The following is a 24,780-nucleotide window of genomic DNA, read 5'->3' as shown; positions in this document are numbered from 1 at the left end:
GTTCGAGGTACTGGGACAGCGCTGAAAAAAAAACACACAGCTTTGCCCCTGCTGTGCGTTCCCGATCCGCTCTTTATTTTCCCTCGACAAACGTAATCTTCTTCATGAGCAGCCTGATGCCTTTTGGCAAAAAATAAGCGACTGGAAAAGCCAGTGAAAACGCCATCGGCCACGCCTTGAGCCAGCGTGCGAGCAGCATGGAGTCGAAGCCGAAATTAACCAGCATCATGAAAAACGACAAAAGACAGGACATGCCCAAAGCCATCAGAAAAGTAAAAAGAATGTGTTCGTATTTTTTGTTGATTTTCACAAGCATCACCCTCGTTGTGATTTCCTGTTATTTCCTATTATAAGGTACCTATTTTGCGAAATAGTTACCTCGTTAACTATGGTAGATTAAAGCATAATGGCAAAGTCGTCAATCGCGTAAGTGTCGGCTGAAAAAAAAGAAAAAACCCTTGGCAATCAAGGGTTTTTAGACATGTCTTCGCTATTGTTCTTTCATCCGGCTGGCTACCGCTTCCGCCAGTTCGGTTGTCAACTGGGGAACGTGCGATTTCAGGATGGAATTTACCATCGGCGCCTTCAAACCTTTGGCTGTAATATCGAGAAAGCCGGTCATTTTCGTACACTTCTCGCCCAATTCCTGTGCCTTGAAGTAGCCTTCGCCCGTGAAATTCTCGTTGATTCCGGTCAGCATGAATTTGACTTCGGTCGGCTCGTTCCATTCCGTAATATCTACCTGCAAGCTGATCTCCTTTTTCAAGATGCCGATGTCTCCGGTAAAGCTCCAGGTCACGCGGCGCTCGTTAATGACTTCGTGGCTGATGTAGCCCGGAACCAGCACTACCCAATGATCCAATACACGGACAAACTCCCAAACCGTTCGGATTGGCAGCGGCACTTCGATATCGTGGATGCCTTGAGGCATGGCTTTTCATCCCTTTCCCCGTATGATTTCTCTGTCTCGTAATATGTATGGTTTGTTTTGACAGGATATATCGGGAAAATGTGGCGAAGCGTTTGCCCATGCCAGGCCATTTTACATGAGCTGCTTTCGGTCCGGCTTGCCCAACTCGGTGTACGGCAGCTGCTCGACAAAAACGATTTCTTTGGGCATTTGATATCTGGCTACTTTTTGCCGCAGCCATTGCTGCAATTGTGCCTCGGTAAGCTCCACATGGCTCACAGGCTGGACGAACGCCTTCAGCCTTTGCCCAAACGCTTCATCCGGGATGCCGATCACAGTCGCGTCTTCGATGGCCGGATGCTCCACAAGCACTCGCGCAAGCTCGACTGGATACACATTTTCGCCAGCGGACACCACCATGTCGTCTGTTCGCCCGCACAAGTAGTAATAGCCCGCTGCATCCCGATAACCGACGTCGCCTGTCTCGATCCAAGCCTGTCGCTTGAAAAACAGCGAGCCGCCCGCCTTCACGCACAGCTGGCCGATTTCGCCTGCCTTGCATGGACGCTGATCGGAGTTTCGCACATTTCGCACATGCAAACGGACACCCGGGATTTTTTGCCCGATCGTGTGCGCACGATGCCAGAGGTCGCTGGGAGTTGCGATCACACATAGTCCCGCTTCCGTTGTCCCGTATAAATTGTACAGACAGTCGCCCAATTCGGCGGACACCTCGGCTGCGAGTCCGGTGGCAAGCGGCGCTCCGCCTGATGCGATGCAAACAAGAGACTGCAACGCTGTCGGATCGTGATGCAGCATTTTTCTGAGCATCAATGGGACAACGGATACGACCTCTACTTTGTGTCTGGCAATCAGCTCACACGCTTTGGCGGCAGCGAAGCCGGGAGTGATCACTGTTTTTTTGCCCAAAGCGACAAACAACAGCAAGATAGCCAAACCGTATCCATGGTAGATCGGCGTCGCAATATAGGCTGTATTCAGCCGAAGCAGCCCAAGCTGGCTGAGCAGAGCCAAAAACGGCGGCAAATAATGAAACAGCGACGGCTTGTGCGGCACTTTTTTCGCACGCCCCGTCGTTCCGCCTGTCAGGAGCATGATCTTGCCCGCAGAACTGCGCGCTGGTACTGGCACTGACGCCAGCCTTTCGTCCGACCAGTCCGAGCATTCTCCCAGCAACTGGTTGATCGCGGGAAGATGCTCGTGATAGCTGTACAGACTCGCTCCCGCGTATCCCGCCTGCTCGATGGTCGCCGTCTGCTTTTCGTCGTGGATAAGCAGGTCCAGCTCCACTTCGTCGAACAACTGCCTGAGCTGTCCCGCACTCATTTCGGGATTGAGCAAATATACATCGCAGCCCGTACCGGACGCCGCGAAAATGGCTCGCACCAACGCGATGTGGTTTTGGCATAAAAAGCCGACCTGTTTGCTTTTCGCAAGACCGTATTTTTCCTTGAACACCCAAGAGAGCCGCAGAGAGTCTGTCCAAAGCTGCTGAAAGCAGACCGTTTCCCGCTCGTCGACCAATGCGACCTTTTGACCGTGGGTGCTTTGCGCGAGCTTCAGCAGCGTCATCAGGTTCGTTCCGCATCGGAACAAGGCGGCGAGCAGCCTGCCGATGCCTGCTGGCGTCAAAAGCTTCATTTTGGCAAGCACAGCGAGCAAATACATCAGGCGCATCGTCATTCCCCCCTTTTGCGTAGCCAGCGAGGAAGCAATCGCTCCCATAGCCCTCTGCCAAACAAGGAAGCCAGCTCGCCCCCCAAAAGCCACCACGGGCGGATCGTGGTCCGTTTCGTGTACAGCGATTTGGCGATGAGCCTCGCAGCGTGCTCTGCGCTCATGGCAGGCATGCTCCGATAGGCAGTCGTGGGCAAAATCATCGGCGTTCTCACCAGCGGCAAGTAAATCGATGTCGTGGCAATCCCCTTCGCGCTCCACTCCGGCGCGGCCGAGCGAAACCAGGTGTCGAACGCGGCTTTCGAAGCTTGATACGCCGCCCAGTAAGGCAACGGGAGCAACGATGTGTTGATCGTGGAGACGTTTACGATCTGCCCTTTGTTTCGGGCGAGCTGCTCAGTAAGCGACAACAAGATTTTAACCGGAGCAAAATAATTGATCGCCATCGTCCGGGTAAAATCGTGATAGCGCTCCAGAGAGTCCATGATCGGTCGCCGGATGGACAAGCCTGCATTGCTGACCACGATGTCGATCCCGCCAGACTGCTCGTGCAAAAACGCAAGAAATGCCTCCAACTGAGCCGGATCGCGAAGATCGGCCCCGCACACACTGACTCTCGCCCCGTCTCGCTCGATTTCAGCTTTGATCCGGCGCAGCTTTTCCTCTCTTCTCGCCACCAGCAGCAAGTGCACTTGGCAGCGCCCCAGCACATATGCCAGCTGCTCCCCGATTCCCGAGCTGGCCCCGGTAATGAGAATCGTCTTGCCCGCAACAGCCGCCGCGAGCTTGCCCTCATCCAGAGCCGTTGGCCAAAACAGCATGTTTTCCCACAACGTATAGGCAGGCATCCGCATCGTCCTTTTTTCTGTGAAAAACGTCTCGCCGTTTTTCATGAAATGGGATGTGACCGCTTGCGGTCAACAAAACGGTCATGTTCGTTTTGGTTAGTCGTCCGTTCTCCTTTATTTTCCTCGACCTAGCCCGCAGAAACAAGAATGAGATAAATTCTCAACTGTGATATTGGTCACAAGGCATCGCTCTGCACATGTCTTATACTTGGCTCGTAATCAATCAACTACCTGCTCCCATTAAAACGCGTGAAAGGTTGTGAAAGTGCGCCTCAGTGCGATTGCTCTGGCCTTTGCTTCCTTTTCTCATTTTTTTCCGTTCACACAATGCTATAATTGAGAATGATTATTATACTCAATTATAACAATGCGAGAAAAGGAGTGCATTCCTATGCTGTCTACTGGCCCGATCTCCTCCGTTTTGCGTTGCTTTCATTTGTTTCGCAATTTGTCCGAGCATGAGTTGAAAGCTGTTGCGGCTACGTGCAAATCCGGTGAATTTGCAAGAGGCGACTACCTTTTCTATCAATCGGAAGAAATCTTGCAGGTGTACTTCGTCATTTCCGGCCGAGTCCGTCTGTTCAGTACGAGTGAAGATGGAAAAGAACAAACTTTCCTGCTTGCCGATCAGGGCGACATGTTCCCTCACCTCGGATTTTTTCGCACAGACAGCTATCCGCACCACGCCGTCGCGCTGGATGACGTCCATTGCCTCGTCATTCCCGTGCGCACTTTCGAACAGCTGCTGCTCGCTCATCCCGCCATCAGCTTCAAAATCATGCAAGTGCTGGCGGACAAAATTATCGACCTTCAGCAGCGTCTGGAAGACAAGACGTTTTATCCGGTGGAAAGCCAGCTCGTGTCTTTGTTGCTGCGCCTGAGCGAGACACACGCAGCCAGGCTCGACGCAGAATGGCTCCGCTTTTCCACCACTTTTACCAATAGCGAGCTGGCCGGGATGCTCGGCACGACGCGAGAGACGGTCAACCGCACGATCCAGAAGCTGAAAAAGCAGCAAGCGGTCGTGATGGCCCAGGGCGGCAGCATGCACATTCACCTGGAAAAGCTGAGAAGCTTGCTTCCTGACACGCCTGTTGTACCGATCGATCCCCAAAAAGACCATTTTATCCGCACTCACGCCCAGGCATGCTGCGTCAGAGGCTGCCATGAGGTGTGAACGTGCGATCATAAGAAAGGATGTTTGACATGACCGAAAAAGCAAGCCGCAAGCCTACTCACCTGTTTCTCGCTTCCCTTGGGAAAACCCGGCTGCGTCCGGGCGGAAAAGAAGCGACCGAGCGCATTTTGCAAGCATGCCGCCTCACCGCCGATACGAAAGTGCTGGAAGTAGCGCCAAACATGGGCACGACCGCCATTCAGATCGCCAAGGAGTACGGTTGCCAGGTGACCGGAATTGATATTCACCAGCCGAGCGTCGAGCGGGCGCAGGAAAACATTCGCCAGCACGGACTGGAAGAGCGCGTCCAGATTGCATACGGCAATGCATTGGAGCTGCCTTTTGCCGCTGAAACGTTTGACGTGGTGATCAATGAAGCGATGCTCAGCATGCTGCCGCTGGAACAGAAAAAGCAGGCGATCGCGGAATATTTCCGCGTCTTGAAGCCGGGCGGCAGACTGGCGACCCACGATTTGCTGCTGTGCAAGGACCCGGAAACGCCGGAAGTGCAGGAGCGCCTGGCTGCTTTGCGCCAACTGCTCGCGGTCAACGCCCAGCCGATGACCGAAGCGAACTGGCGCGGTTTGTTCGAACAGGCTGCCTTCCGCCAAGTCGATTGCCAGACAGGAAAAATGTCGCTTCTGTCGCTGAAAGGCTTGCTCACAGACGAAGGCTGGGAAGGCACGATCCAACTTTTGACCAACGCGTGCAAAAACCCGGCGGATCAAGCCCATTTGTTTGAACTGATTCGTACATTCGATGCCAACGACGACCTGTACGGACACATCACCTTTACGGTCGTGAAATAACAAAGTCAGGAGGCGAGCCGATGGAAGCCTTGCTGGAATTTGCCTCCGTCACGAAGTCGTTCAACGGGACGACTGTACTCGCTGGCTTTTCCTTCTCTCTCGCGGCGGGAGAGGTCGTCGCCATCCTCGGCCCTTCCGGCTGCGGCAAAACAACGATTCTCAACATGGCAGCCGGATTGATCAGGCAGACTTCCGGAACGGTGACCGTCCGCACGGAACAGCTCGGCTATGTCTTTCAGGAGCCGCGGCTGATTCCGTGGAAAACGGTCACGGACAACATTCGTTTTGTGCTCGGCCGCATGGACCAAGACACGATGAACGAAAAAGTGACGACGGTGTTGCAAAAAGTCGGGCTGTTCCATGCCCGCGACTACTATCCGAAGCAGCTCTCCGGCGGGATGAAGCAACGCGTATCCATCGCACGCGCGCTGGTCACAGACCCGAAAATGATGCTGATGGACGAGCCTTTTTCCGCGCTCGATCTCGCCCTCAAGCGCGAGCTGCAACAAGATGTCATCCGTTTGATCGAGGAACGCCGCATCGGAATGGTCTATGTGACACACGATCCGGAAGAAGCGGCCCGCCTGGCTGACCGCGTCCTGTTGTTCAGCAAAAGCAACAACCTTGCAGCGGCAACAGTCATCCGGGAATACCCCCTCCCCGGACAAAGAGCAGGCAGAAGCGAGGATCAGATTCAACAAATCAAAGCCGTGCTGCACCAGCACCTGACAGGAGGATAGACAATTGTCACGCACATCCAAAACCAGCTACATCATGATGTCCCTGATTGTCGCCATCACCAGCGCCCTGATCGGCTGCTCCACTCAAACGAATCAGGCTGCCACCTCAAGCCAACAACCAACCGCTGAGCAACAGCAACCAGCCGCGACTGCGCAAGCGACGAGCACGCAAGAGGTGCAAAAACGCGAGCATTTGACCATTCAAGCACCAGTGGGAATCTCGCTCTCTTCTCCTATCTATAAAATGATCGAGGACAAATCGCTCAGCCCGTTCGCCGAAAACGTTGAGTACAAGCCGTGGAAAACACCGGATGAGCTGCGCGCCCGAATCAGCAGCGGCCAGGCCGAAGTATCCGCCGTACCTACTTATGTCGGCGCCAATCTGTACAACCGGGGAATGGATGTCAAGCTGATCAATACGCTGATCTGGGGCATCCTCTATATGATCGGCCCCGACGGTGAGGCAGTCAGTTGGGACAGCCTGCGCGGGCAGACCGTTCACGTTCCGTTTAAAGGCGATATGCCCGATCTCGTCTTCCGCTACTTGCTGAAAAAAAAACAATCTCGACCCGACCAAAGATGTCAAAATCGAATACGTCAGCGCGCCGCAGGAGCTGGTCGGCTTGCTCGTCGCAGGCAAGGCGAAGTACGCCATCTTGCCGGAGCATATGGCGACCATGTCTGTGATGCAAGGCAACAAGGCAGGCAAAAAACTGGGCAAAGTCATGAGCTTGCAAGCCGAATGGGCGAAAGCGACAGGCAAATCGCCGCGCATCCCGCAAGCTGGTATCCTCGTCTCAGGCGAACTGATCGCCAAGCATCCTGAACTGGTGGCGGAACTGCAAAAACAGTTTGAGCAATCCGTCCAGTTCCTGAACGAGCAGCCAAAAGACGCTGCCGCGATGATCGCGAAATACCAGGACGGGCTGACCCCGCCAATCATTGAAAGTGTCATTCCTTCCTTGAACTTGCAGTTCGTCTCGGCCAAGGACGCCAAGGAAGAACTGGAATTTTTCTTCACCGAGCTCTCCACTCTGTCCCCGGAGATTATTGGGGGGAAATTGCCGGATGCAGGATTCTACTACGCTCCGTAATCGCCGCCTGCTCGTACAGGGCGTGACAATCCTGATCCTGCTCGCCATTTGGCAAGGCTTATCGATGTCCTTGCCCTCTATCCTGTTCGCTTCACCACTGGACACCGCAGCCGCTTTCGTTCGGATGGTCGAGAGCGGGGAGTTCACCGAGCAGTTGCTCCAGTCCGCTTCCCGCATGTTTATCGGACTTTTTAGCGGAATGATAGTCGCGATTTGCTGCGGGCTTGTCGCAGGACGTTCTCCCGTCCTGTACGATGCGATGCGTCCGGTTCAGTCGATGCTCATGGGGATTCCGCCGATCATCGTCGTCGTCCTGGCGATGGTCTGGTTCGGCACAGGCTCGATGGTTCCCGTGTTTGTCGTCGCTGTGCTCGTTTTCCCCGGCATTTACTTGAATACGGCGGACGGCTGGCGCAATATCGACCGCCAGCTGCTGGAAATGGCGGCGATCTACAAAAGCACTCCGTGGCACACGTTGAGACACATCATTTTGCCCGGACTTGCCGTGCCGATTTTCACTGCGATCTCGCTTGCGACTGGCTCTGCCGTACGCATCGCGATCATGGCAGAGCTGCTCGGCGCAGATGCGGGAATCGGCTATTCGCTCGCCTTTGCCAGAGTCAACATCGATACGGCAAAAGTGTTCGCCTGGACACTCGTCAGTATTTTCATCATCATTTTGCTCGACCATCTTGTCATATCTCCGCTGCGGAAATTTATTCTGCGCTGGAACCGTGAGGAGTGATCATTAATGCAAACGTTCGACCTGAAAAACTATCTGGAGTCCGCGCCCAAGCATATTGGCGCGTTGATGGGCTTTGAACGCACCAAAGTGCTGCAACTGCAATTACGCGCTGGCAGCTTTATCCCGGAACACGACACAGACGCCGACGTGTTGATTCTCGTGCAAAAAGGCAAAGCGGTCTTTGACTTTTCCGGGAAGCAGATCGAGATTGATCCACAGTCGCTTTTGTACATGCTGCCAGCGGAGAAGCACAGTGTGCGCGCTTTAGATGAAGACGTGGAAATGGTCGTCATCCGCATCGAGCGTGCGTAAGTGCACACATTCGGTTGCCACAAGTGAACAGTGAAAAAGCCAGTATCGTTAGAGTTTGACCGAGCGATACTGGCTTTTCGCGTTGACAAGAAAAAACTGCCAGAACGAGAAACCGATGCTATCTTCAAACGTATCTCTATTAATAGGCAAAAACTGACATGAGATCGAGGTGCAAGCAAACATGGAATCTATCTCTATCGTTCTCTACCGACCGGAGCTGGCTGCGGCTGTCGCTGATATGTGGAACGCCAGCCGAGACAGCTGGGGAGGCGGCAATTCGATTACGACAGCGGAACAAATCAGACAGGAAGAAGCTCGCTCCGACGCGCTTGCTGTGTACCTCGCAATGGACGGCGAATCGGTAGTCGGCTATTGCAGCCTGGCGGAATACAGGGAAGATACGGGCGCCCTCTACATCCCCCTGCTCAACGTTCGTCCTGACTATCACGGAAAAAAAGTAGGCCGCATGCTGCTTGCCCGCGCCCTGGACCAGACTGTCCAGCTTGGTTGGCCGCGGCTTGACCTGTACACATGGGCTGGCAACACGAAGGCGGTTCCTTTGTATAAAAAATTCGGTTTTTTCTGGGAAGACCGGGATGACTCGACGCACTTGATGAACATGATGCCCACTGTCCTGCGCACAGAAGCTATCGCGCATTATTTCGATACGCTGGACTGGTACCAGGATTCCACAAGACAAATTGTGGTCGAACCGGATGGACGGAAAGAAAACGGCTTTGATTACTTCACCTACTCCTGGAAAAAAGCCGACCTGAGCTTGCGCGTGGAGTTTGAACGACGCGGCCGCGGGCTGCGCCTGATCGAAACGGAAGACTACTTGCTGTCCGCCGAGGTCGAGCAGCTGGAGCTGGTCTTCGGCCGCGACTACCAGATTCACTACCGGATCGTCAATAAATCGGGCAAGCCGTTGCAGCTTTCCTTGACGGGAGAGTCGAATGAAAACATTCAGTTTGACTACCAGCAGGAGCTGTCCGTCACGGACGAAACGAGCTTGTCTGCAAGCTTTACGGTCGGAGCAATCACGGAAGAGCAAAGCATTTGGCGCACGCATCCAAGAGTTTGCACACACATTCAAATCAACGGCAAAAAGGCTCTGTTCCAGGTCGGCATCTTGCCCAAATTCCCTGCTTCGCTCACCATGCACGTTCCTGGTCTGACTTATCCGGGTCAAACCGCACACTATTATTTGGACATGGAAAACAATTTTTCCGAAGAAGCGCAGTTTTCTTTTGAACTGGCTGACTCGCCATTCTTGCGCTTCCACGAACACAGCCATTCGCTGCGGTTGTCCGGCAAAGAACGCGTCTCGCTTCCGCTTCGCGCCGATCTGATCGACCACGGATTTTACAGCGCCGATGTGCAAATCGTGGGGCAGCTTGCAGACGGCAAGCAAGTCTCCTTCGTGAAAAAGCTTGGCGCTGCCTTTACCGGATTGGGAGCGCTCCTGGCAGGCGAAACAGAATTGACGTGGCAAGTGCATCACGGCCGCCATACGCTCACCTTGAACAAGGACGACAACGAACTCACCATTTCCGGCGGAAACGGCGGAGCGCCGACGTACATCGCCTATCCGAAGCTTGGCAAGCCGTATTCCAGCGAGTTTTCCAAAAAGCGCGCGGAGCACGTCGACTTCTTTTCCGAAAAAGGCGCCATCGGTATTCGCGCCGCTTACCGTTCCGATGCCTACCCTGCTCTTTCGCTGATCAGCAAAACGCTGCTGCACGGCGATGGCACCGTTGAACACACGCTGGATATAACCAACACTTCCACGGAAAAACTGGCTGCTGAGCTATGGCTGACACAAAGCCTCATCCACTCGATCCAGCACCCGATCTTGCCCTATCAAGGCCGCTATGTAGACGTTCCCACTTCTTACGGCAGCGACCTGGAATATTGGGACGGCAAGCTGCTCAGTGAAAACTGGCTGTTTTCCCGGGAAGATGCAGCCCCGTGGGGATTGTGCTGGCCGCCATCTTGCCAGATGGATATTCAAGGCTGGCAAATCGCCCTGGAATCGTGCATCGGAGAGCTGGAGCCGCAGAGCAGCGCGACGTTCGGCCCGATATGCGTGGCGCATGGAGCGTATACGGACTGGAAAGAATTTCGTGCTTTTGCCCGAAAAGAAGCTTTGGCCAAAGACTTGTCGCTGACCCCTCATCTGGAGCTGATTGCCAACGATCACAACCCATTTTTGGCAAACGGCGAAGTGAAAGTTGAGGTAAAAGAATACAAACAGCAGTACCTGGACGGGGAACTGACGGCCTTGCTTGCGGGCGAAGAAGCTCTGGGACAGACGCAACGCTTCACGGAAGAAGCCGAGGAACAGGAAGCGCACTTCGCTTTGCCTGCTTCGGCCAAAGCGTACGAGCTGGTTCGTGTGGACGGTCAGTTCGCTACCCACGACATTTGCTTGCAAAGCGCCCTTTTCCCGGTTCAACCAGGCTCCATCTCCATGGAAGTGACCGAAGAGCAAGGCCAGCAAGTCTACAGCGCAGACAACGGCTCCATCCGCATCAAAGCAGCACCGGATTTTTACCCGTCGCTGTTCTCGCTCGTTTCGAGCGGACAGGAATGGCTGGCCAGCTCTTTCCCGCAGCGACAACCGAAATCGTGGTGGAACCCGTGGACAGGCGGCATCGGCAACCACATCGAAGAACTGAGCGCTTTTTCACTGGTCAAGGAAGAACGCAGCGCCGCCTTCGTCCAGCTGACCGACAATCGCCAGAACGTCTGGCAAGGCATCAAGCTCAGCTATCACGTCAAAAAACAGGAGAAGTATCGCGGCCTCACCTGCCACCAATATTTTCTTTTGCTGCCGGGCGTCCCGCTCCTTTGCCATACGGTCGAAATCGTGCAAAAAACCGGAACGTACTTTGCCCACAAAAGCTTTGCAACCGAAGTCTTTTTGCAAACGGAAGCGGCTGACGAAACGGTTTGGCTGAAAACAGCGGGGAAACACGGGGAGCCGCTGACCTACAAGCTGGCGCAGGGAGATTTGACCGTAACGGAACAATCCGACTATACGTTTGGCGCAGCTTCCCGCGCCGAGCAGCTCACGATCTTCACCGATCTGGGCACCGCAGATGTCGAAGTGTACGCCAACAAGGAAATCGCGATGACCACCATCCTGCGCGAACTGAACTTGCCGGACAACAGCACGAGCTTTACGCCGCCTGTCTTTTTCCTGTTTGCCGACAAAGAGCTGCCTGCCGATTCCTTGGCGGCTTTGCGGGCGATCCGGTTTACCAGCGAAGGCGAAGGGGGAAATTCAGATGAAGATCATTGATGCGCACATGCATTTATCGCATATCGAAGAATTTAAGCGGACAGCCGCGGAGAAGTCGTTTGTCGACTACTCTGTCCAAGGCATTTTGCAGGAATATAAGGACAACGGAGTGGTGCTCGGAATCGGCATGGGCTTGACGGAAACAAAGCAGGACGGCTTTCCCGATTACGAAGCGATCACGCCGATGGGTCTGGACTTGACCGCTGAACTGCCACCGCAGCTCGTCTACTGCCTGGGAATCAATCCGTACACGCTGGACGATGCGGCGGTTGCTCGCCTGGAGCAAGATTTGCAACACCCCCAGGCGGTCGGCTTGAAAATTTATCTCGGCTACTATCCGTTTTACGCCTACGACAGCGTCTACGATCCGGTCTATGCACTCGCCGCCAAATACGGGGTGCCGGTTGTTTTCCATACGGGTGACACTTACTCGGAGCGAGGTCTGCTCAAGTATTCGCATCCGCTCACTCTCGACGAGGTAGCGGTGAAGCATCGGGACGTGAACTTCATGATGGCCCATTTCGGTGACCCGTGGGTGCTGGATGGCGCAGAAGTCGTGTACAAAAACCGCAACATGTTTGCCGACCTGTCCGGCTTGATGGTCGGTGACGCAGACAACTGCCGCAGACTGGCCGAATCGCCGCTGTTCTTCGCTCATCTGCGCCATGCGATTACGTACTGCGATCATTATGACAAATTTTTGTTCGGCACCGACTGGCCGCTCGCCCCTGTGAAGTCGTACATCCAGTTTGTGCAGGAGCTGATTCCGGCTGAGTATCATGCGGATGTGTTTTACAAGACGGCGTTGAAGGTGTTTCCGAAGGTGCGGGCTTTTGTCGAGTAGTAAACTGCAATGAATTTCCTTTCACGTCCATCAAAAAAATCCCACATGTCTGCGCTCATTCGCGTGAAGACACATGGGATTTTTCTTTTGCCACAAGGGGTTTGTGCGACCTTTGCGCCCCCCTCATGCCCGCAAAATAAAAACGCCTGGTTCCCCAGACGTTCTCGTTCTTTTTTCGTATGCAGCTGCCTCTCGTTACGACTGGGAGAGAAAGCCTTCCTTGAAGATTTTCAGCAAATATTCCAGCGTAATCGGGTCGCTGTACGTCGATGCTTCCATGTCGATCACGATCACATGGTTATTTTTCACAGCAGGAATCTTTTTCCACGTCTCCGAGGTCAGGAACGGATTTTCTCCGCCCTTGCGCTGGCTGAGCACGATGTAGTCTCCAGCGTACTCCGGAATCACTTCCAAAGAAAGCGTGTAGTAGCCAGGGCCAAGTGCGTCTTTCTTGACTTTTTCCGGCATGGCGAGGCCCATTGCCTGATACAGGATTTCCGTTCCGCGAGCCCAGTTGTTGCCGAAGACGTAAAAGTCTTTCGTATCATGCTCGAACACGGAGACGGTCGTATCCTTGCCGATTTTCGCCTTGATTTCTTCGCCAGCAGCTTGCGCGCGCTTCGTGAAATCGTCGATCCACGCTTGCGCCTCTTTTTCCTTGTTCAAAAGCTTGCCAATCTCGCGTTGCTGCGCCAGGTAGTCCAGCTTGCCCCACGTGTAGACGACTGTCGGTGCGATTTCCTTCATCTTGTCGAGGTTTTTCATCCACGATCCGGCAATAATCAGGTCGGGCTGGAGAGCCAAAATCTTCTCCATCGTCTCGTCCGATACGACTTCGACATCTTTGACTTTGTCGGTGAACAGTGGATTTTTCTTCGTCCACTCGTCGATCCCGACCAGTGTGCCGCCAAGCGCAACTACGTTAGGCGCGTTGGTCAGGCCCACGATTCTTTTTGGCTGGGCAGGAACCTCAACCGGACCGTTCTCCGACTGGTACGTGATCATTTCAGGTTTGGCCTCAGCATTCGCATTCGGCTTTTCTTCGGTTTTTGTTGCCTGCTGTTGATTTGTCTCACTGCCGCCCGCATTGTTTGGTGTCGGCGTCGATGCATTGCCGCAAGCGCTGACCATCAGCGAAAGCGACATCAGGAAAGGAATGAGCCACTTTTTCATGTTGCAGTCTCCTTTTTGGCAAATAAAAACTTGTAGATGATAATGATAATCATTTCTGACAATTACATACTATAAACAGTTCTCACCTGCCTGTCAATACGGTCACTCTCTTTCCCCTGACATGCGGTTGGAACCGCTTCCACCCATGTGTTGCGGCAAACAATAACGTCATGTCTGCTTGGCTGACCAGAAGCGGTCACATGCGTTTTCGCGATAAATATCGAGACGTTTTTCCATACAAATACAAAAAAACGGCCTTTTCAGCCGTTGTGTCCGTTCGCGGAGTCATCTGCTACCGTAATGACTACATTTCCTTTTTTGTGCCCTTGCTCTACGTATTCATGTGCCTGCGGAATCTGTTCCAGCGGATAGCGTCTGTCGATGACCGCCCGGAGCTGGCCCGACTCCATCAGCTCGGCGAGAAGCTGCATGTCTTCCACGCGCACTTTTGCCACTCCTTGCCCTTCCACGGTGAGGTATTTGCCATGGGGAGCCAGCACCTGCTTGCAGCGGGATTTCGCGCATTTTCCTACAGCGTCAAAGACGATGTCGTACTGCTTGCCGGATTGGGCAAAGTTTTCTTTTGTATAGTCGATCACCTCATCCGCGCCAAGCTGCCTGACCAGTTCTACATTGGCGGTACTGCACACTCCGGTCACCTCGGCTCCGAAGTATTTGGCGAGCTGCACCGCCGATGTGCCGACCGATCCCGAGGCGCCGTAGATCAAGACTCGTTGCCCGCGCTGCAACTGTCCTTTGCGGAAAAAGTGCAAGGCGGTAGTTCCGCCAAACGGCATCACTGCGGCTTCTTCATAAGTGGCATTAGTCGGCATGAGGGTGACGTTGGCGTCCTCGTGCAAGCATTTGTATTCGGCATACGTGCCAAAGTCCATCTCGGTGATCGCATACACCTTGTCTTTTGGCTTGAAGCGCTTGACTTGCTTGCCGACCGCTTCCACCTCTCCAGCCAGCTCGACGCCCAAAATCGGGTTTCGCGGCTTGTTCCATCCGATCAGCAACCGCATAGGCAGCCAATACAGCAACGGACAGCGAAAAGCGCGCACCCGGCAATCCCCGGAAGTGACCGTGGTCGCATATATTTTCACGAGAATCTCATGCTCTTTCGGAACGGGCTTGGCTACCTCCTGGAGCGAGAGGACATCCGGTGCTCCATAGCTGGTGCAGACGACAGCTCTCATGGGCTTCCTCCTTTTTCCTGTTTGCCATGAGTATAGCCGCAATGAACTGTCTCGCTACAGCTACTAAAGTATGGTTTTGCAAAAACAATCACGGCTGAAAAACAGCACCGCCTACAACAGTCCAAGCTCGCGTGCCCGCGCGACTGCCTCCGTGCGCCGCTTCACTTGCAGCTTTTCAAAAATGACCCGGTTGTGCCCTTTTACAGTCGGCAACGCAATAAACAGCCTTTCGCTGATCTGCTGGTTGGAAAAGCCTTGGGCAATCAGGCGGAGCACTTCCAGCTCGCGATTGCTCAACGGCTCGATCAGAGACTCGGCTTGCTGCGCTTGCGCTGGCTGACCCGTCCCGTGTACTGGCGCCAACTGGTTCATGGCAGCGAGAAGCTTGCCACAATACTCAGACGCCGCTTCGGCTGCTGTCCACTCACGCAACAGCGGCAGGAGCAAAGCAGCTTCATCGACAAACGTCCGCACCAGCCCGCCCGGCTCAGCCAGTGCCAAAGCTTCGCGAAGCAGTTGTACCGCCTGGCGCTTTTCCCCATGCCCAAAAAGCGCGACAGCCAAAAGCAGCTTGGCCTCGATCCGCTCCCGCTCTTGGCGGGTCTGCTCCAGCTCTGCATGCCACGGTTTGAGAATCGCCACGGCTTGGGCGGAATTGCCCTTGGCCAAATACACCCGGGCGCGAGTGCTTGCGAGCTGTCCATTCGCCGTCGCCAGGCGCTCGGCAGCAGCCAGATTGCCTTTATGCAGTTGCACCATGGTCTGGACCGCCAAAAGCTGAGGAAGCTGGACTGTGAAGTTTTGCCGCTGGACCGTGTGATCGCTTTCTGCCAGCATGCGTGCTGCCCCGCTGGCATCGCCTTGGGCAAGCTTTAGCCTGGCTAAAAAAATCTCGCTCTCGACCACGCAATCCGTCTGTTCCAGCTGTTTTGCCCACTTCACGCTCTGACGAGTATGCTCCAACGCTTTTTCCCGTTCATCCCACTCGTAATACAGGCGAGCCAAACCAAGATGCGCCTTGCAAGCTGCCGGCAGCGGCGGATCGCCTGCGAGCTTCAGCACCCGCAGATAGCTTCGCTCCGCCAGGTACAGCCGGGATTCCATCTCCTGAATCATCCCCAGGCCAAGTGTTGCCAGCATGGTAATCAGGACATGGCCGACCCTTTCACTGTTCGCCAAAGCTTGCGTATAAGCCACGCTCGCCTCTGCCCATTCGCCCCGAAGCTGGCAGCCGTACCCGCGTGTCCATAGTGTCGCAGTGCGCACAGGCACGTTTTCCGGATGCAAAAGTTCCAGAGCACGGTGCGACTCCGCTACGATCCGCTCCGCGTCGTGCTTGCTCACCGCCAGCGAAGCGCGGATCGCCGCGATATGACCGAGCAAATCACGGGTCATGTCGCTTTGCTCCACCGCCTGCAACACTTTTTCGGCAGCTTGCAGCTTTGGTTCCACGCCTGTTGTTTTTCCAGTCATCAACAGCGCAGACGCTTGCATCACCCACAAACCGGGCAGCTCGTTCTTTTCCTGCTCGCCCAATGACTCCAGCCATTGCAGAACAGGGGTCACTGCCCCGCGAAAAATCAGGGGCAAGCCAGCACCTTCCGCCAGCCGCGCCGCCCTTTTTGTATCGTGGGCGCAAACAGCATGGTGAAACGCCTCAAACGCAAAGCCGTTCGCTTCATACCAGCTGCTTGCGCGAATATGCAAGCTTGCAGCGACGGTTGGATCAAGCCGTTTGCGCAAAAGCTCGGCAAAAAGATGGTGGTAGCGATACCAGCGCCGTTCGCTGTCCAAGGCGACAAGAAACAGATTGGCGCGATCAAGCAAGGCCAGCGTCGCTTCGCCAAAGCCAGCCCGGACTGTGTGCTCCCCGTCGCTCAGAACAGCATCGCACAGCGGCCCGCTCATCCGTTCAAGAACAGACGTCTGGAGCAAAAACGACTGGATGCTCTCCGTTTCCTGATTCAACACTTCCTCGACCAAATAGTCCCACACATAAGGATGATTAGGCGGAAAAGACCGAATCAACCCATCCGGCTCGCCTTCCCTGCGCAAAGCAAGCGCGACCAGCTGCAATCCGGCAATCCAGCCTTCTGTGCGTTCTGCCAAAATCCCGACGCTTGTCTCGGAAAGAACCAGCCCCATCCCCTGGCACAAAAATTCGCCGGCTTCCCGCTGGGCAAAGCGCAGATCGCCAGCATGAACTTCCGTCAGCTGATCCTTCGCGCGCATCCTCGCCAAAGGCAACGGCGGCTGCGCGCGGGTCGTGATGACGAGATGAAGCTGCGGCGGCATGCGTTCCACCAGAAAAGCAACCGCCTCATGAATACTCGGAGAGCGGAGAAGATGATAGTCATCCAGAACGAGAACCATCGCCGGGGATAAAGAGTGGAGATCGTGCAACAAAGACAGCAGCATCGCCTCGCTTGGCGAACTTTCCGCAGCCTTGAGCATGGGCAGCAGCCCTTTTCCAATAGACGGCTCAATCGTCTGCATAGCTGCGATCACGCAGCGCAGGAAACGCCCCAGGTCGTCGTCTCCCCCATCGAGCGACAGCCAGGCGACAGAGACGGGAGCATCTGCCAGCCATTCACTGACAAGCGCCGTCTTGCCGTAGCCTGCTGGAGCAGAAATCAGCGTCAGCTTGCGATGCATCCCTTCGCTCAATTTTTCCACGAGCCGCGGGCGTCGGACCGCTTTTGGCCGCGGTTTGGGGATGTACAGCTTTGTCAAAAGAATGTCCTTTTCTAATCCCACCAAAAATACCACACGTCCTGCTTCAGCAAGTAATCGGCGTAATGACCGAGCGTCTGTTGATCGTCCAAAACGTACTGGCAAAAAATAAAATGCTCTTTTGCCAATTGCAGCGCTTCTTCAGCCGTTTGCGGACGCCGCTTCGCTTGCAGCACCCATGTATCGCCTGTCACAGCGAGGATGCTTGCGCCGTACTGTTCCTGAAAATGCTTGAAGATGACCGACTGGTACACAGGCAAAGGGCATTCGTTGTATCCGCCCATCGGAATCCACAGCGGAGCCTCATGCCCGCGCTCCTGCGGCAAGTTCAGCACGACGAGCGAATCTCCATCCTCGATCCGGTCCTGTGCCCATTCCCGATCGAGCTGAAACGGTTCTGTCGATGCTTCTGTTGCGACCAACTGCTCGTGAACCAGCTCGCTGCCTTCCCACATCGCTGCGTACGCCTGATAACATTCGGAAAAGTTTTTGCCTTGCAGCTGCTTCTCCTCAGCTGGCAAATCAGTGTAGACCAGCCGGGACTCCACGATTTTGCGGAAGGTATCCTCTACGCTCAGGCTGCGGGCTTCTTCCAGCTGCTGCGCGACAAAAGCGGACAACGTTTCTGCTTCCTCGCACACTTCTTCCATCATTTCCAGCAGGTTGTAGCCCGGCAACACCAAAATGCGGTGCTTCCCCTCTGCTTGCAGCGGCAACGCCAATTGTTCTACTGCGACGACTTCTGTTTCGCATTCATCCAAATACTCGACCAATTCTTCAACCATGACCGACACCTCTTTTTCTTCACGCATTCATTCGCTTTATCGATTTATGCAAATGGCTTGTTCGCATTTTTGGAAAAATAAGCCACACTTGTTCATCGTACACCATCTATCCAGAAGAATGTAGAGCTAACCTAAAAAAAGCTTCCCTCGCCAGTCGGGAGGGAAGCTTTCCTTTTTTCGTGCGATTTGCTTGTGTTACGACAGCTTAACCAGGCTGTAGTTTTTCTTGCCTTTGCGGATGATGATGAAGCGTCCGCCGATGGCGAGGTCAGCCGTTACTTCCAGCTCCAGATCGCTCACCTTTTCGCCGTTCATGGAAATCGCGCCTTTGGTAATGTCCTCGCGCGCCTGGCGCTTGGATGGCTCGATGCCCAGCTCTACCAGCCAATCCACGATGTTTTTCGCTTCTTTCGTCGCTTCATAGGTCGGCATTTCTTTGAAGCCTTGCTCGATTTCATCTGCCGTCAACGACTTGATGTCTCCCGTGAACAAGGCAGCTGTAATGCGTTTGGCCTGCTCCAGCAGCTCTTCCCCGTGCACGAATCGGGTCATTTCTTCTGCGAGCATTTTTTGCGCTTCGCGTTTATGCGGTTCGGTCTGGACTTTTTCAGCCAGCTCCTCAATTTGCTCTTTGGACAAGAACGTGAAGTAGTTCAAGTATTTCACAACATCACGGTCATCGGTATTCGCCCAGAACTGGTAAAACTCGAATGGCGTCGTTTTGTTCGGATCGAGCCAGACAGCGCCGCCAGCCGTTTTCCCGAACTTCGTGCCGTCTGCTTTCAGCATCAGCGGAATGGTCAAGCCAAACGCTTTCGCTTCTGGCCCTTCTTTTTTGCGGATCAAATCGAGGCCGCTCGTAATGTTGCCCCATTGGTCCGAACCGCCGATTTGCAGCTGCACGTCTTCGTGTTTGTACAGGTGCAAGTAATCGAGCGATTGCAGGATTTGGTAGGAGAACTCGGTAAAAGAAATCCCGCTGTCCAGTCGGCTTGCCACCACGTCTTTGGCGAGCATCGCGTTGATGCTGAAATTTTTCCCGTAGTCGCGCAAAAATTCGATGACGTTGATTTTATGCGTCCAGTCGTAGTTGTTCACCAGGCGGATTTGATTGTCGCCTTCTGTGATGAACAGCTTTTTCATTTGCGCAGTCAGCGCATCCACATTCGCCTGCACTTGCTCCAATGTTTGCAGCGAGCGCTCCGATTGCCGGCCGCTCGGATCGCCGATCGTTCCTGTCGCGCCGCCGATCAAAATAACCGGGCGGTGACCAGCCAACTGGAAGCGTTTCAGCATGATGAATGGGATCAAGTGACCGATATGCATGCTGTCGCCTGTCGGGTCCACGCCACAGTAGAGCGAGATCGATTTTTGCTCGGTCAATTCGCGAAGTCCCTCGGCATCTGTTTGTTGATTGATGGCGCCGCGCCATTCGAGTTCATCAATAATGTTCACAGCCAATTCACTCCCTCAGGTTCGTAGTTCTCCTATACCGGATCAACGTTGTGCGTGACAACAAAAAATCGCCCCTTGTCATATAGACATAGGGACGATTGAATAACCGTGTTACCACCCAGATTGCACCAATGCCGCACACGCCTTCCTTTTGCGCGCCATTCATGCCACTCTCGGCGAGATATCGTTCGCCGCTTCCGCTCAGCATTACCCGAGATACTCCAGAGTTGTAATTCGCTTGCTTGGTGTGTGCCGGGTTTCATCATCCCCCGGCTTTCTGGGACAGGGACCAATCTGCTACTGGGCTCTTTCAACGTATGTCGCATATAAGATTACAGACAGTATAGTGAATTGGAAGATCGGTGTCAACTGGCGTTTGCCCTCACACCGCCCGGGCAAGCCGAAAGCCGAGATCATCGATGCGAAACGTCGGATGACTGCGCCTGCGGCATGTCGCGCCGACACCTCTAGCCGCTTCCGCCCAAGCCTGCCTGCCTGTCATCTGGTTCCCTCCGCTTTCCACTTTTATTTAGCCAAGCTCAGCTTTTCGATCGCCTGCTGCTCAGTCGGCAGGAAAAAGATGTCGTTGCCGTTGTTCGACTCATAGATGAAGTCTTTCAAGCTTTTGCTTGCATACACGGAAAAATCGCCCACGATCGCCAGCTTTGCCTTGTAATTGATGAACTTTTGCAAAATGTCGCCCGCCAGTCGCGTCTTCAGATCGAAAAAACTCTCCGCAAGCATCGTTTTATGAATGACGATGCGGTCGCATTCGGCTTCGTACCATGCCGTCGCGATCAGATCCAGTGCCGCCTGGACATCGGCGATGACGTGTTCCTCGCTTGTTACGACAGCAATATTGACTCCGTTAACGGTGTGCTTGGCAATGTTCATCGTCTACCTCCCTGTTTGATCAGCCACTCATTTGGCATGGGCCTGGAAAAGTCTTTGGACATACTGCTCGCCTATATAGCGATTGTCTTCGCCCTGCGGCGGCACAATCCCCGCCACCCAAAAAAAGCTCAGCCCGACTACCATCGCCATCAGCCCATAAGCGGCCCCCTGAGCATCTTCTTCCGCCAGCTGGCAAAGACTGATTTTTTAGGGAAAAAGAAGGACAGGAGGCGGGGCAGGGTGGCTAAAGCAGTTCATTCCCGGCAACGCACGATTTTATTGGATTCCCAGATGCTCGCGCAAGGTGGCGCCTGCGTATTCCCGCTTGAACAAGCCTTTTTCCACCAGCTTGGGCATCAGTTGTTCGAAAAAGATGTTCATCGATTTTTCCGATCCGCCCGGCAGAGCGATGAACCCGTCAATCGCTCCCGCCTCGTAACGCTCGATAATATCAGCCAGTACATCGTCGACAGTTCCGACAGACACCCAATGCGCCGATCCGACTACCTCAGGGCGTGCCAGCACTTCTTGCAAAGTCGGCTCGTACTTCGTGATAAATCGGCGCAACAGCTCGGCATGTGTCCGGCTGCGGACGGGCAGGTTCGGATCAGGGAGCATGTCAGCTGTTATGCGTTGATCCAGAGCCAGATGGCTTGCTTCCATTCCGAGTACGAATTTCAGCGAAGCCAGCCTGCGCTCCGTGCTCAAATTGGCATGCGCCACTTTATGCAATTCCTCTGCCTCCTCGCGCGTCTCCCCCAAGAAAAAGTACAGGCCCGGCAGCACTTTGACTGCATCCGGATTACGTCCATGCTCCTCCGCCCTTTTGCGCAAGTCGCTTCGCAGTTCGACTCCTGATTCAATATCCGGCATGGCTGCAAAAATCGCATCCGCGACGGAAGAAGCAAAATCACGTCCCGTATCCGACGCACCCGCCTGGAAAAACGGAATCGAGCCGGAGGCATGGGCTGGCATCGTCAGCGGCCCTTTGACACTGAAAAATTCGCCCGAATGGTTGATCGGCGTTACCTTGTCCCGATCGGTAAAAATGCCTGTCTCCCGATCCATGACAATCGCTTCGCGCGGGTAGCTATCCCACAGCTTGCGTACGACCTCGATAAACTCTTTTGCTTTCGCATAGCGCTCTTGCGGTGATGGCATCGGAGCATCGCCGAAGTTCTCGGCCCCTTCAATCGATGTGACGATATTCCAGCCAGCTCGCCCGTTGCTCAGCCAGTGCAACGACTGAAGCTGTCTCGCCACGATGAACGGCGGATTGAATGTGGTGGAGATCGTCGTCACCAACCCGATTCGCTCGGTTTCCCGGGCAATAGCGGAGAACATCAGTGTCGGATCAACGCTGCCAAAGCTGACGGCGTCTCCCAGCATCTGCGGACCGACGTATAAATAATCGGCTTTGAACAAAAAATCGAGCTTGGCTTGCTCGGCCATTTTCGCCAAATCAATATAGTAGTCGATCGTGTCCAGTTTCTCGATATCACTGTCAGGACGCCGCCAGCCTGCCCCTTTCATCCACGTAGTATTAATCGCCAGTCCGATGCACAATTGTCTATTTTCAGCCATACGTATCCACCTCTCCTGGATTGAGATTCGTTTCGCGATTAGGACTTGCCCCGCTCTTCCGTCATGTTGGCAAAAGCGCAAATACGCGCCTTTTTCCAACAATGATAATCATTATCGTTAAATAGTGTAGCAAGGGCAGAAGTAAAAGCAAATGCACAAATCACGAAAACGATATGCAAGATTGTCTAATCCAGTGCTTTTCTTTGAAAAACGTCCCGGCGTTTTCAGCGCAGTTGGTGGGCGGTTTGCAGCTCGCAGCTTGCGGTTTCTTGCAGTCAGCAATCACAGTCATGACTGTCCGACGTCCTTATGACTCTCTTCTTGCTCTCTGTACGCGGAAGGCGACACGCCGAATTTCTTTTTAAACATCCTGCTGAAATAGAGCGGATTGGCATACCCGACACTGACGGCGATATCGCTGATCGGATAGCTGCCTGCTTTCAGTAGCTCGCGCGCTCTCTCCATCCGGTAATGAATCACGTAGTCGATAGGGCGGTATCCTGTGTATTTATGGAAAAAGTAAGAAAATTGCTTGGGGCTCATACCGTGCAACTCAGCCAATTCGCCGAGCGTCAGCGGCTCCATGTAGTGCCCGCTAATGTACGCAATCGCTTCTTCGATTATTTTTTGGCCTGGAGAACGTCCTTCCTCCCGACTCTTGCAGCCCACCAGCACTTGATGCATGATGCCTAAAAACAGCTCTTTGACATGCAGCTTCCCGATCCCGCCTGTAGCGCGGGCTTTTTGCTGGATCATGATGAGCGCTTCAAGCAGCCGGGGATTCGCGCCGGATTCGAGCTTGAAGTGAGTATCCAGTTCAACAGCCGCTGTGTCATTTGCGTGTTTGTTCCACCTGTAAAAGACAATGAAATACTCCAATTCTGACTGACCAATGACCCGCGAGTCCATTTGCATGCCTGGAGCAGCATGAACGACCGTTCCCGGCAACAAATCGTAAGCGGTTCCGTTCACATGCATCTTCGCCTCTCCACGCACAATAAACAGAAATCCGTATTGGACAGTCTTGAAACCGCGCAAAATACTTTTCGGCTGAATGACCAAGCGCTGCACATTGGCTATCTCATAGGAACCGCCGGCGAATATTTCCGCTATCTTGTCCAAATCCATCATGAAAGGAAACCTGCTTTCTGTCCATATCGTGTACCCCTGCTTATTTTATCATAGGATCGGGCCTGATTTTGCCGTAGGAACATCGCATGCGCTCCATCCCCGGGTTTGCCGTACCATCTGGCGCTCCCTGCCCAAATAAATCGCGGGAAGCATATTTATTTAGGAACCGTTTGCGGGTATGATAATAGAAAAAAAGAAAGAGGCTGTTATATGGATTCAACTTACTCACCAAGATCTACTTCGAAAACAAAAATGCTTGTGATTCATGCCCTTTTTATCGCTTTTACCCTCGCAGCTACCATGTTCATCAACATCCGCCTACCGATCATGGGCAACGGCGGCCTGATTCACCTCGGTAACGTGCCTCTTTTTATTGCTGCCTTTGTGTACGGCAGAAAAACGGGAGCGATTGCCGGAGCTTTCGGCATGGGTCTCTTCGACCTGATCTCCGGCTGGACAGCCTGGGCGCCTTTTACGTTCATCATCGTCGGTGCCATGGGTTATGTCGCTGGCCTCATCGGGGAAAAAATGCCTGGCAAACGCACACTGGCTTACTGTGTGGCGATCGCCGTCGCGCTGATTATTAAAATCGTCGGCTACTACTTCGTGGAAGTGATTTTGTATGGCAACTGGATTCAGCCGTTCGGCTCCATCCCTGGGAACTTCCTCCAGGTTATCGTTGCCGGAATTATCGTGCTGCCACTCGTAGGGCGGTTGAAAAAGATTGTGGGACAGGTGTAAGTAGAAAATCACTTTCTCGTAAAACTTGCAAAAGAGCGATTCATGTGATGCCCCAATAGAGCTGTAACTATAAAAATCGCCCAGGAGATTCTGATTCCTAGGCGATTTTTTTTCAAGGATGTGTCTGAAATTCTCGAACGATTCGGTCAGACAAAGGCGATAAATTTGTGCTCGTATGTGTAACGATGGAGCCGGATGGGCTGAGCTGGAGCCGGAGACATCGATGGTACGGCAAAGGGAATACGGCTGTCTTGCGTCATAAGAGCAAACGCCGAGATCCTGTTGAAACACGTGGCCGATTCAACGTAGGGAAGTCCATCCAGCAGCGCCCTAAAGAAGTGAGAAAACGTCTTAGTTTTGGTCACTGGGAACTGGATACGGTTGTTTCCAGTCGGGGAAAAAGTAAAGCATGCGTCGCTAGGTTCGCTGAGCGTAAGACTCGCCTTTGCCAAGGTCTCTGAAGAAGAACTTGCTCAAGCCTTGTATCTCATTAACAACCGACCAAGAAAATGTCCGGGCTGGAAGACGGCTCACGAATCATTCATGGAAGCTCTGTCGCACTTGGCTTGACAATCCGTCTGAATCAAAAGATTTTATATAA

22 protein-coding genes and 3 pseudogenes are annotated in these 24,780 nt (G+C 53.8%); 11 read left to right on the top strand and 14 right to left on the bottom strand.

Annotation, left to right across the window (positions count from 1 at the left end):
• Nucleotides 1-73 precede the first annotated feature (73 nt).
• The 4 genes from HP435_RS07285 to HP435_RS07270 form a co-directional block, all read right to left on the bottom strand.
• A complete protein-coding gene (locus HP435_RS07285; RefSeq protein ID WP_217365623.1) occupies nt 74-316 on the bottom strand; it encodes a DUF2798 domain-containing protein in 243 nt (80 codons plus the stop codon).
• A 174-nt stretch (nt 317-490) separates the two neighbouring features.
• Complete coding sequence (locus HP435_RS07280; RefSeq protein ID WP_122962971.1) at nt 491-931, bottom strand: SRPBCC family protein; 441 nt, start codon at nt 929-931, stop codon at nt 491-493.
• A 111-nt stretch (nt 932-1,042) separates the two neighbouring features.
• Nucleotides 1,043-2,608: a class I adenylate-forming enzyme family protein gene (locus HP435_RS07275; protein ID WP_173598419.1), complete on the bottom strand. Its 1,566-nt coding sequence runs from the start codon at nt 2,606-2,608 to the stop codon at nt 1,043-1,045.
• Nucleotides 2,609-2,610: 2 nt separating this feature from the next.
• A complete protein-coding gene (locus HP435_RS07270; RefSeq protein WP_173598420.1) occupies nt 2,611-3,456 on the bottom strand; it encodes an SDR family NAD(P)-dependent oxidoreductase in 846 nt (281 codons plus the stop codon).
• Nucleotides 3,457-3,847: 391 nt separating this feature from the next.
• Here HP435_RS07270 and HP435_RS07265 point away from each other — a divergent pair, with 391 nt between their 5' ends.
• The 9 genes from HP435_RS07265 to HP435_RS07225 all read left to right on the top strand — a co-directional run bounded on the left by HP435_RS07265 (nt 3,848) and on the right by HP435_RS07225 (nt 12,484).
• Nucleotides 3,848-4,633 carry a Crp/Fnr family transcriptional regulator gene (locus HP435_RS07265; RefSeq protein ID WP_173598421.1) on the top strand — a complete coding sequence of 262 codons (786 nt, stop codon included), beginning with the start codon at nt 3,848-3,850 and terminating at the stop codon, nt 4,631-4,633.
• Nucleotides 4,634-4,662: 29 nt separating this feature from the next.
• Complete coding sequence (locus tag HP435_RS07260; RefSeq protein ID WP_122962968.1) at nt 4,663-5,442, top strand: class I SAM-dependent methyltransferase; 780 nt, start codon at nt 4,663-4,665, stop codon at nt 5,440-5,442.
• A 20-nt stretch (nt 5,443-5,462) separates the two neighbouring features.
• Complete coding sequence (locus HP435_RS07255) at nt 5,463-6,182, top strand: ABC transporter ATP-binding protein (RefSeq protein ID WP_173598422.1); 720 nt, start codon at nt 5,463-5,465, stop codon at nt 6,180-6,182.
• A 4-nt stretch (nt 6,183-6,186) separates the two neighbouring features.
• Nucleotides 6,187-7,008, top strand: coding sequence for a substrate-binding domain-containing protein (locus HP435_RS07250; RefSeq protein ID WP_229049845.1), 822 nt, complete (start codon nt 6,187-6,189; stop codon nt 7,006-7,008).
• A complete protein-coding gene (locus tag HP435_RS07245; RefSeq protein ID WP_367304787.1) occupies nt 6,908-7,276 on the top strand; it encodes a substrate-binding domain-containing protein in 369 nt (122 codons plus the stop codon). Before HP435_RS07250 ends, HP435_RS07245 begins: the two co-directional genes overlap by 101 nt.
• Nucleotides 7,251-8,021 (top strand): ABC transporter permease, encoded by a 771-nt coding sequence (locus HP435_RS07240; RefSeq protein ID WP_173598424.1) that lies wholly within the window; start codon nt 7,251-7,253, stop codon nt 8,019-8,021. The genes HP435_RS07245 and HP435_RS07240 overlap by 26 nt, the downstream gene beginning before the upstream one ends.
• Before the next feature lie 6 nt (nt 8,022-8,027).
• Nucleotides 8,028-8,333, top strand: a complete 306-nt coding sequence (locus HP435_RS07235; RefSeq protein WP_173598425.1) for an AraC family ligand binding domain-containing protein — start codon at nt 8,028-8,030, stop codon at nt 8,331-8,333.
• Nucleotides 8,334-8,514: 181 nt separating this feature from the next.
• Entirely contained in the window at nt 8,515-11,640 is a 3,126-nt protein-coding gene (locus HP435_RS07230; RefSeq protein ID WP_173598426.1) for a GNAT family N-acetyltransferase, read from the top strand.
• On the top strand, nt 11,627-12,484 hold the full coding sequence (locus HP435_RS07225) for an amidohydrolase family protein (protein ID WP_122962962.1): 858 nt from the start codon (nt 11,627-11,629) through the stop codon (nt 12,482-12,484). The genes HP435_RS07230 and HP435_RS07225 overlap by 14 nt, the downstream gene beginning before the upstream one ends.
• 195 nt (nt 12,485-12,679) lie before the next feature.
• On the opposite strand, the gene HP435_RS07220 is transcribed toward HP435_RS07225, so the two are convergent.
• The 10 genes and pseudogenes from HP435_RS07220 to HP435_RS07175 all read right to left on the bottom strand — a co-directional run bounded on the left by HP435_RS07220 (nt 12,680) and on the right by HP435_RS07175 (nt 23,438).
• Nucleotides 12,680-13,657: an iron-hydroxamate ABC transporter substrate-binding protein gene (locus HP435_RS07220; protein WP_122962961.1), complete on the bottom strand. Its 978-nt coding sequence runs from the start codon at nt 13,655-13,657 to the stop codon at nt 12,680-12,682.
• 260 nt (nt 13,658-13,917) lie between these two features.
• Nucleotides 13,918-14,856, bottom strand: coding sequence for an NAD(P)-dependent alcohol dehydrogenase (locus tag HP435_RS07215; RefSeq protein ID WP_173596106.1), 939 nt, complete (start codon nt 14,854-14,856; stop codon nt 13,918-13,920).
• Nucleotides 14,857-14,967: 111 nt separating this feature from the next.
• Nucleotides 14,968-17,613 (bottom strand): winged helix-turn-helix domain-containing protein, encoded by a 2,646-nt coding sequence (locus tag HP435_RS07210; protein ID WP_173598494.1) that lies wholly within the window; start codon nt 17,611-17,613, stop codon nt 14,968-14,970.
• Nucleotides 17,604-18,374 carry a DUF4253 domain-containing protein gene (locus HP435_RS07205; protein ID WP_122962959.1) on the bottom strand — a complete coding sequence of 257 codons (771 nt, stop codon included), beginning with the start codon at nt 18,372-18,374 and terminating at the stop codon, nt 17,604-17,606. Before HP435_RS07205 ends, HP435_RS07210 begins: the two co-directional genes overlap by 10 nt.
• 195 nt (nt 18,375-18,569) lie before the next feature.
• On the bottom strand, nt 18,570-19,829 hold the full coding sequence (gene tyrS / locus HP435_RS07200; RefSeq protein WP_122963254.1) for a tyrosine--tRNA ligase: 1,260 nt from the start codon (nt 19,827-19,829) through the stop codon (nt 18,570-18,572).
• Nucleotides 19,830-20,211: 382 nt separating this feature from the next.
• A pseudogene (locus tag HP435_RS07195) lies at nt 20,212-20,316 on the bottom strand (formylglycine-generating enzyme family protein); the annotation flags it as partial.
• A 38-nt stretch (nt 20,317-20,354) separates the two neighbouring features.
• Nucleotides 20,355-20,723, bottom strand: a complete 369-nt coding sequence (locus HP435_RS07190) for a DUF4180 domain-containing protein (RefSeq protein WP_122962957.1) — start codon at nt 20,721-20,723, stop codon at nt 20,355-20,357.
• A gap of 27 nt (nt 20,724-20,750) precedes the next feature.
• Nucleotides 20,751-20,912: pseudogene (locus HP435_RS07185) on the bottom strand (TetR/AcrR family transcriptional regulator); the annotation flags it as partial.
• An 87-nt stretch (nt 20,913-20,999) separates the two neighbouring features.
• Nucleotides 21,000-22,307 carry an NtaA/DmoA family FMN-dependent monooxygenase gene (locus HP435_RS07180; protein ID WP_122962956.1) on the bottom strand — a complete coding sequence of 436 codons (1,308 nt, stop codon included), beginning with the start codon at nt 22,305-22,307 and terminating at the stop codon, nt 21,000-21,002.
• A 288-nt stretch (nt 22,308-22,595) separates the two neighbouring features.
• A complete protein-coding gene (locus HP435_RS07175; protein WP_122962955.1) occupies nt 22,596-23,438 on the bottom strand; it encodes an AraC family transcriptional regulator in 843 nt (280 codons plus the stop codon).
• Between the two features lie 210 nt (nt 23,439-23,648).
• On the opposite strand from HP435_RS07175, the gene HP435_RS07170 reads away from it, so the two are divergent.
• Both HP435_RS07170 and HP435_RS29240 read left to right on the top strand, forming a co-directional pair.
• Nucleotides 23,649-24,179, top strand: a complete 531-nt coding sequence (locus tag HP435_RS07170; RefSeq protein ID WP_063229229.1) for an ECF transporter S component — start codon at nt 23,649-23,651, stop codon at nt 24,177-24,179.
• Between the two features lie 251 nt (nt 24,180-24,430).
• Nucleotides 24,431-24,622: pseudogene (locus HP435_RS29240) on the top strand (IS30 family transposase); the annotation flags it as partial.
• Nucleotides 24,623-24,780: the final 158 nt, after the last annotated feature.

Source organism: Brevibacillus sp. HD3.3A, assembly GCF_013284375.2.
Lineage (GTDB): Bacteria > Bacillota > Bacilli > Brevibacillales > Brevibacillaceae > Brevibacillus > Brevibacillus parabrevis.
This window is presented reverse-complemented; position numbering and strand designations above follow the sequence as displayed.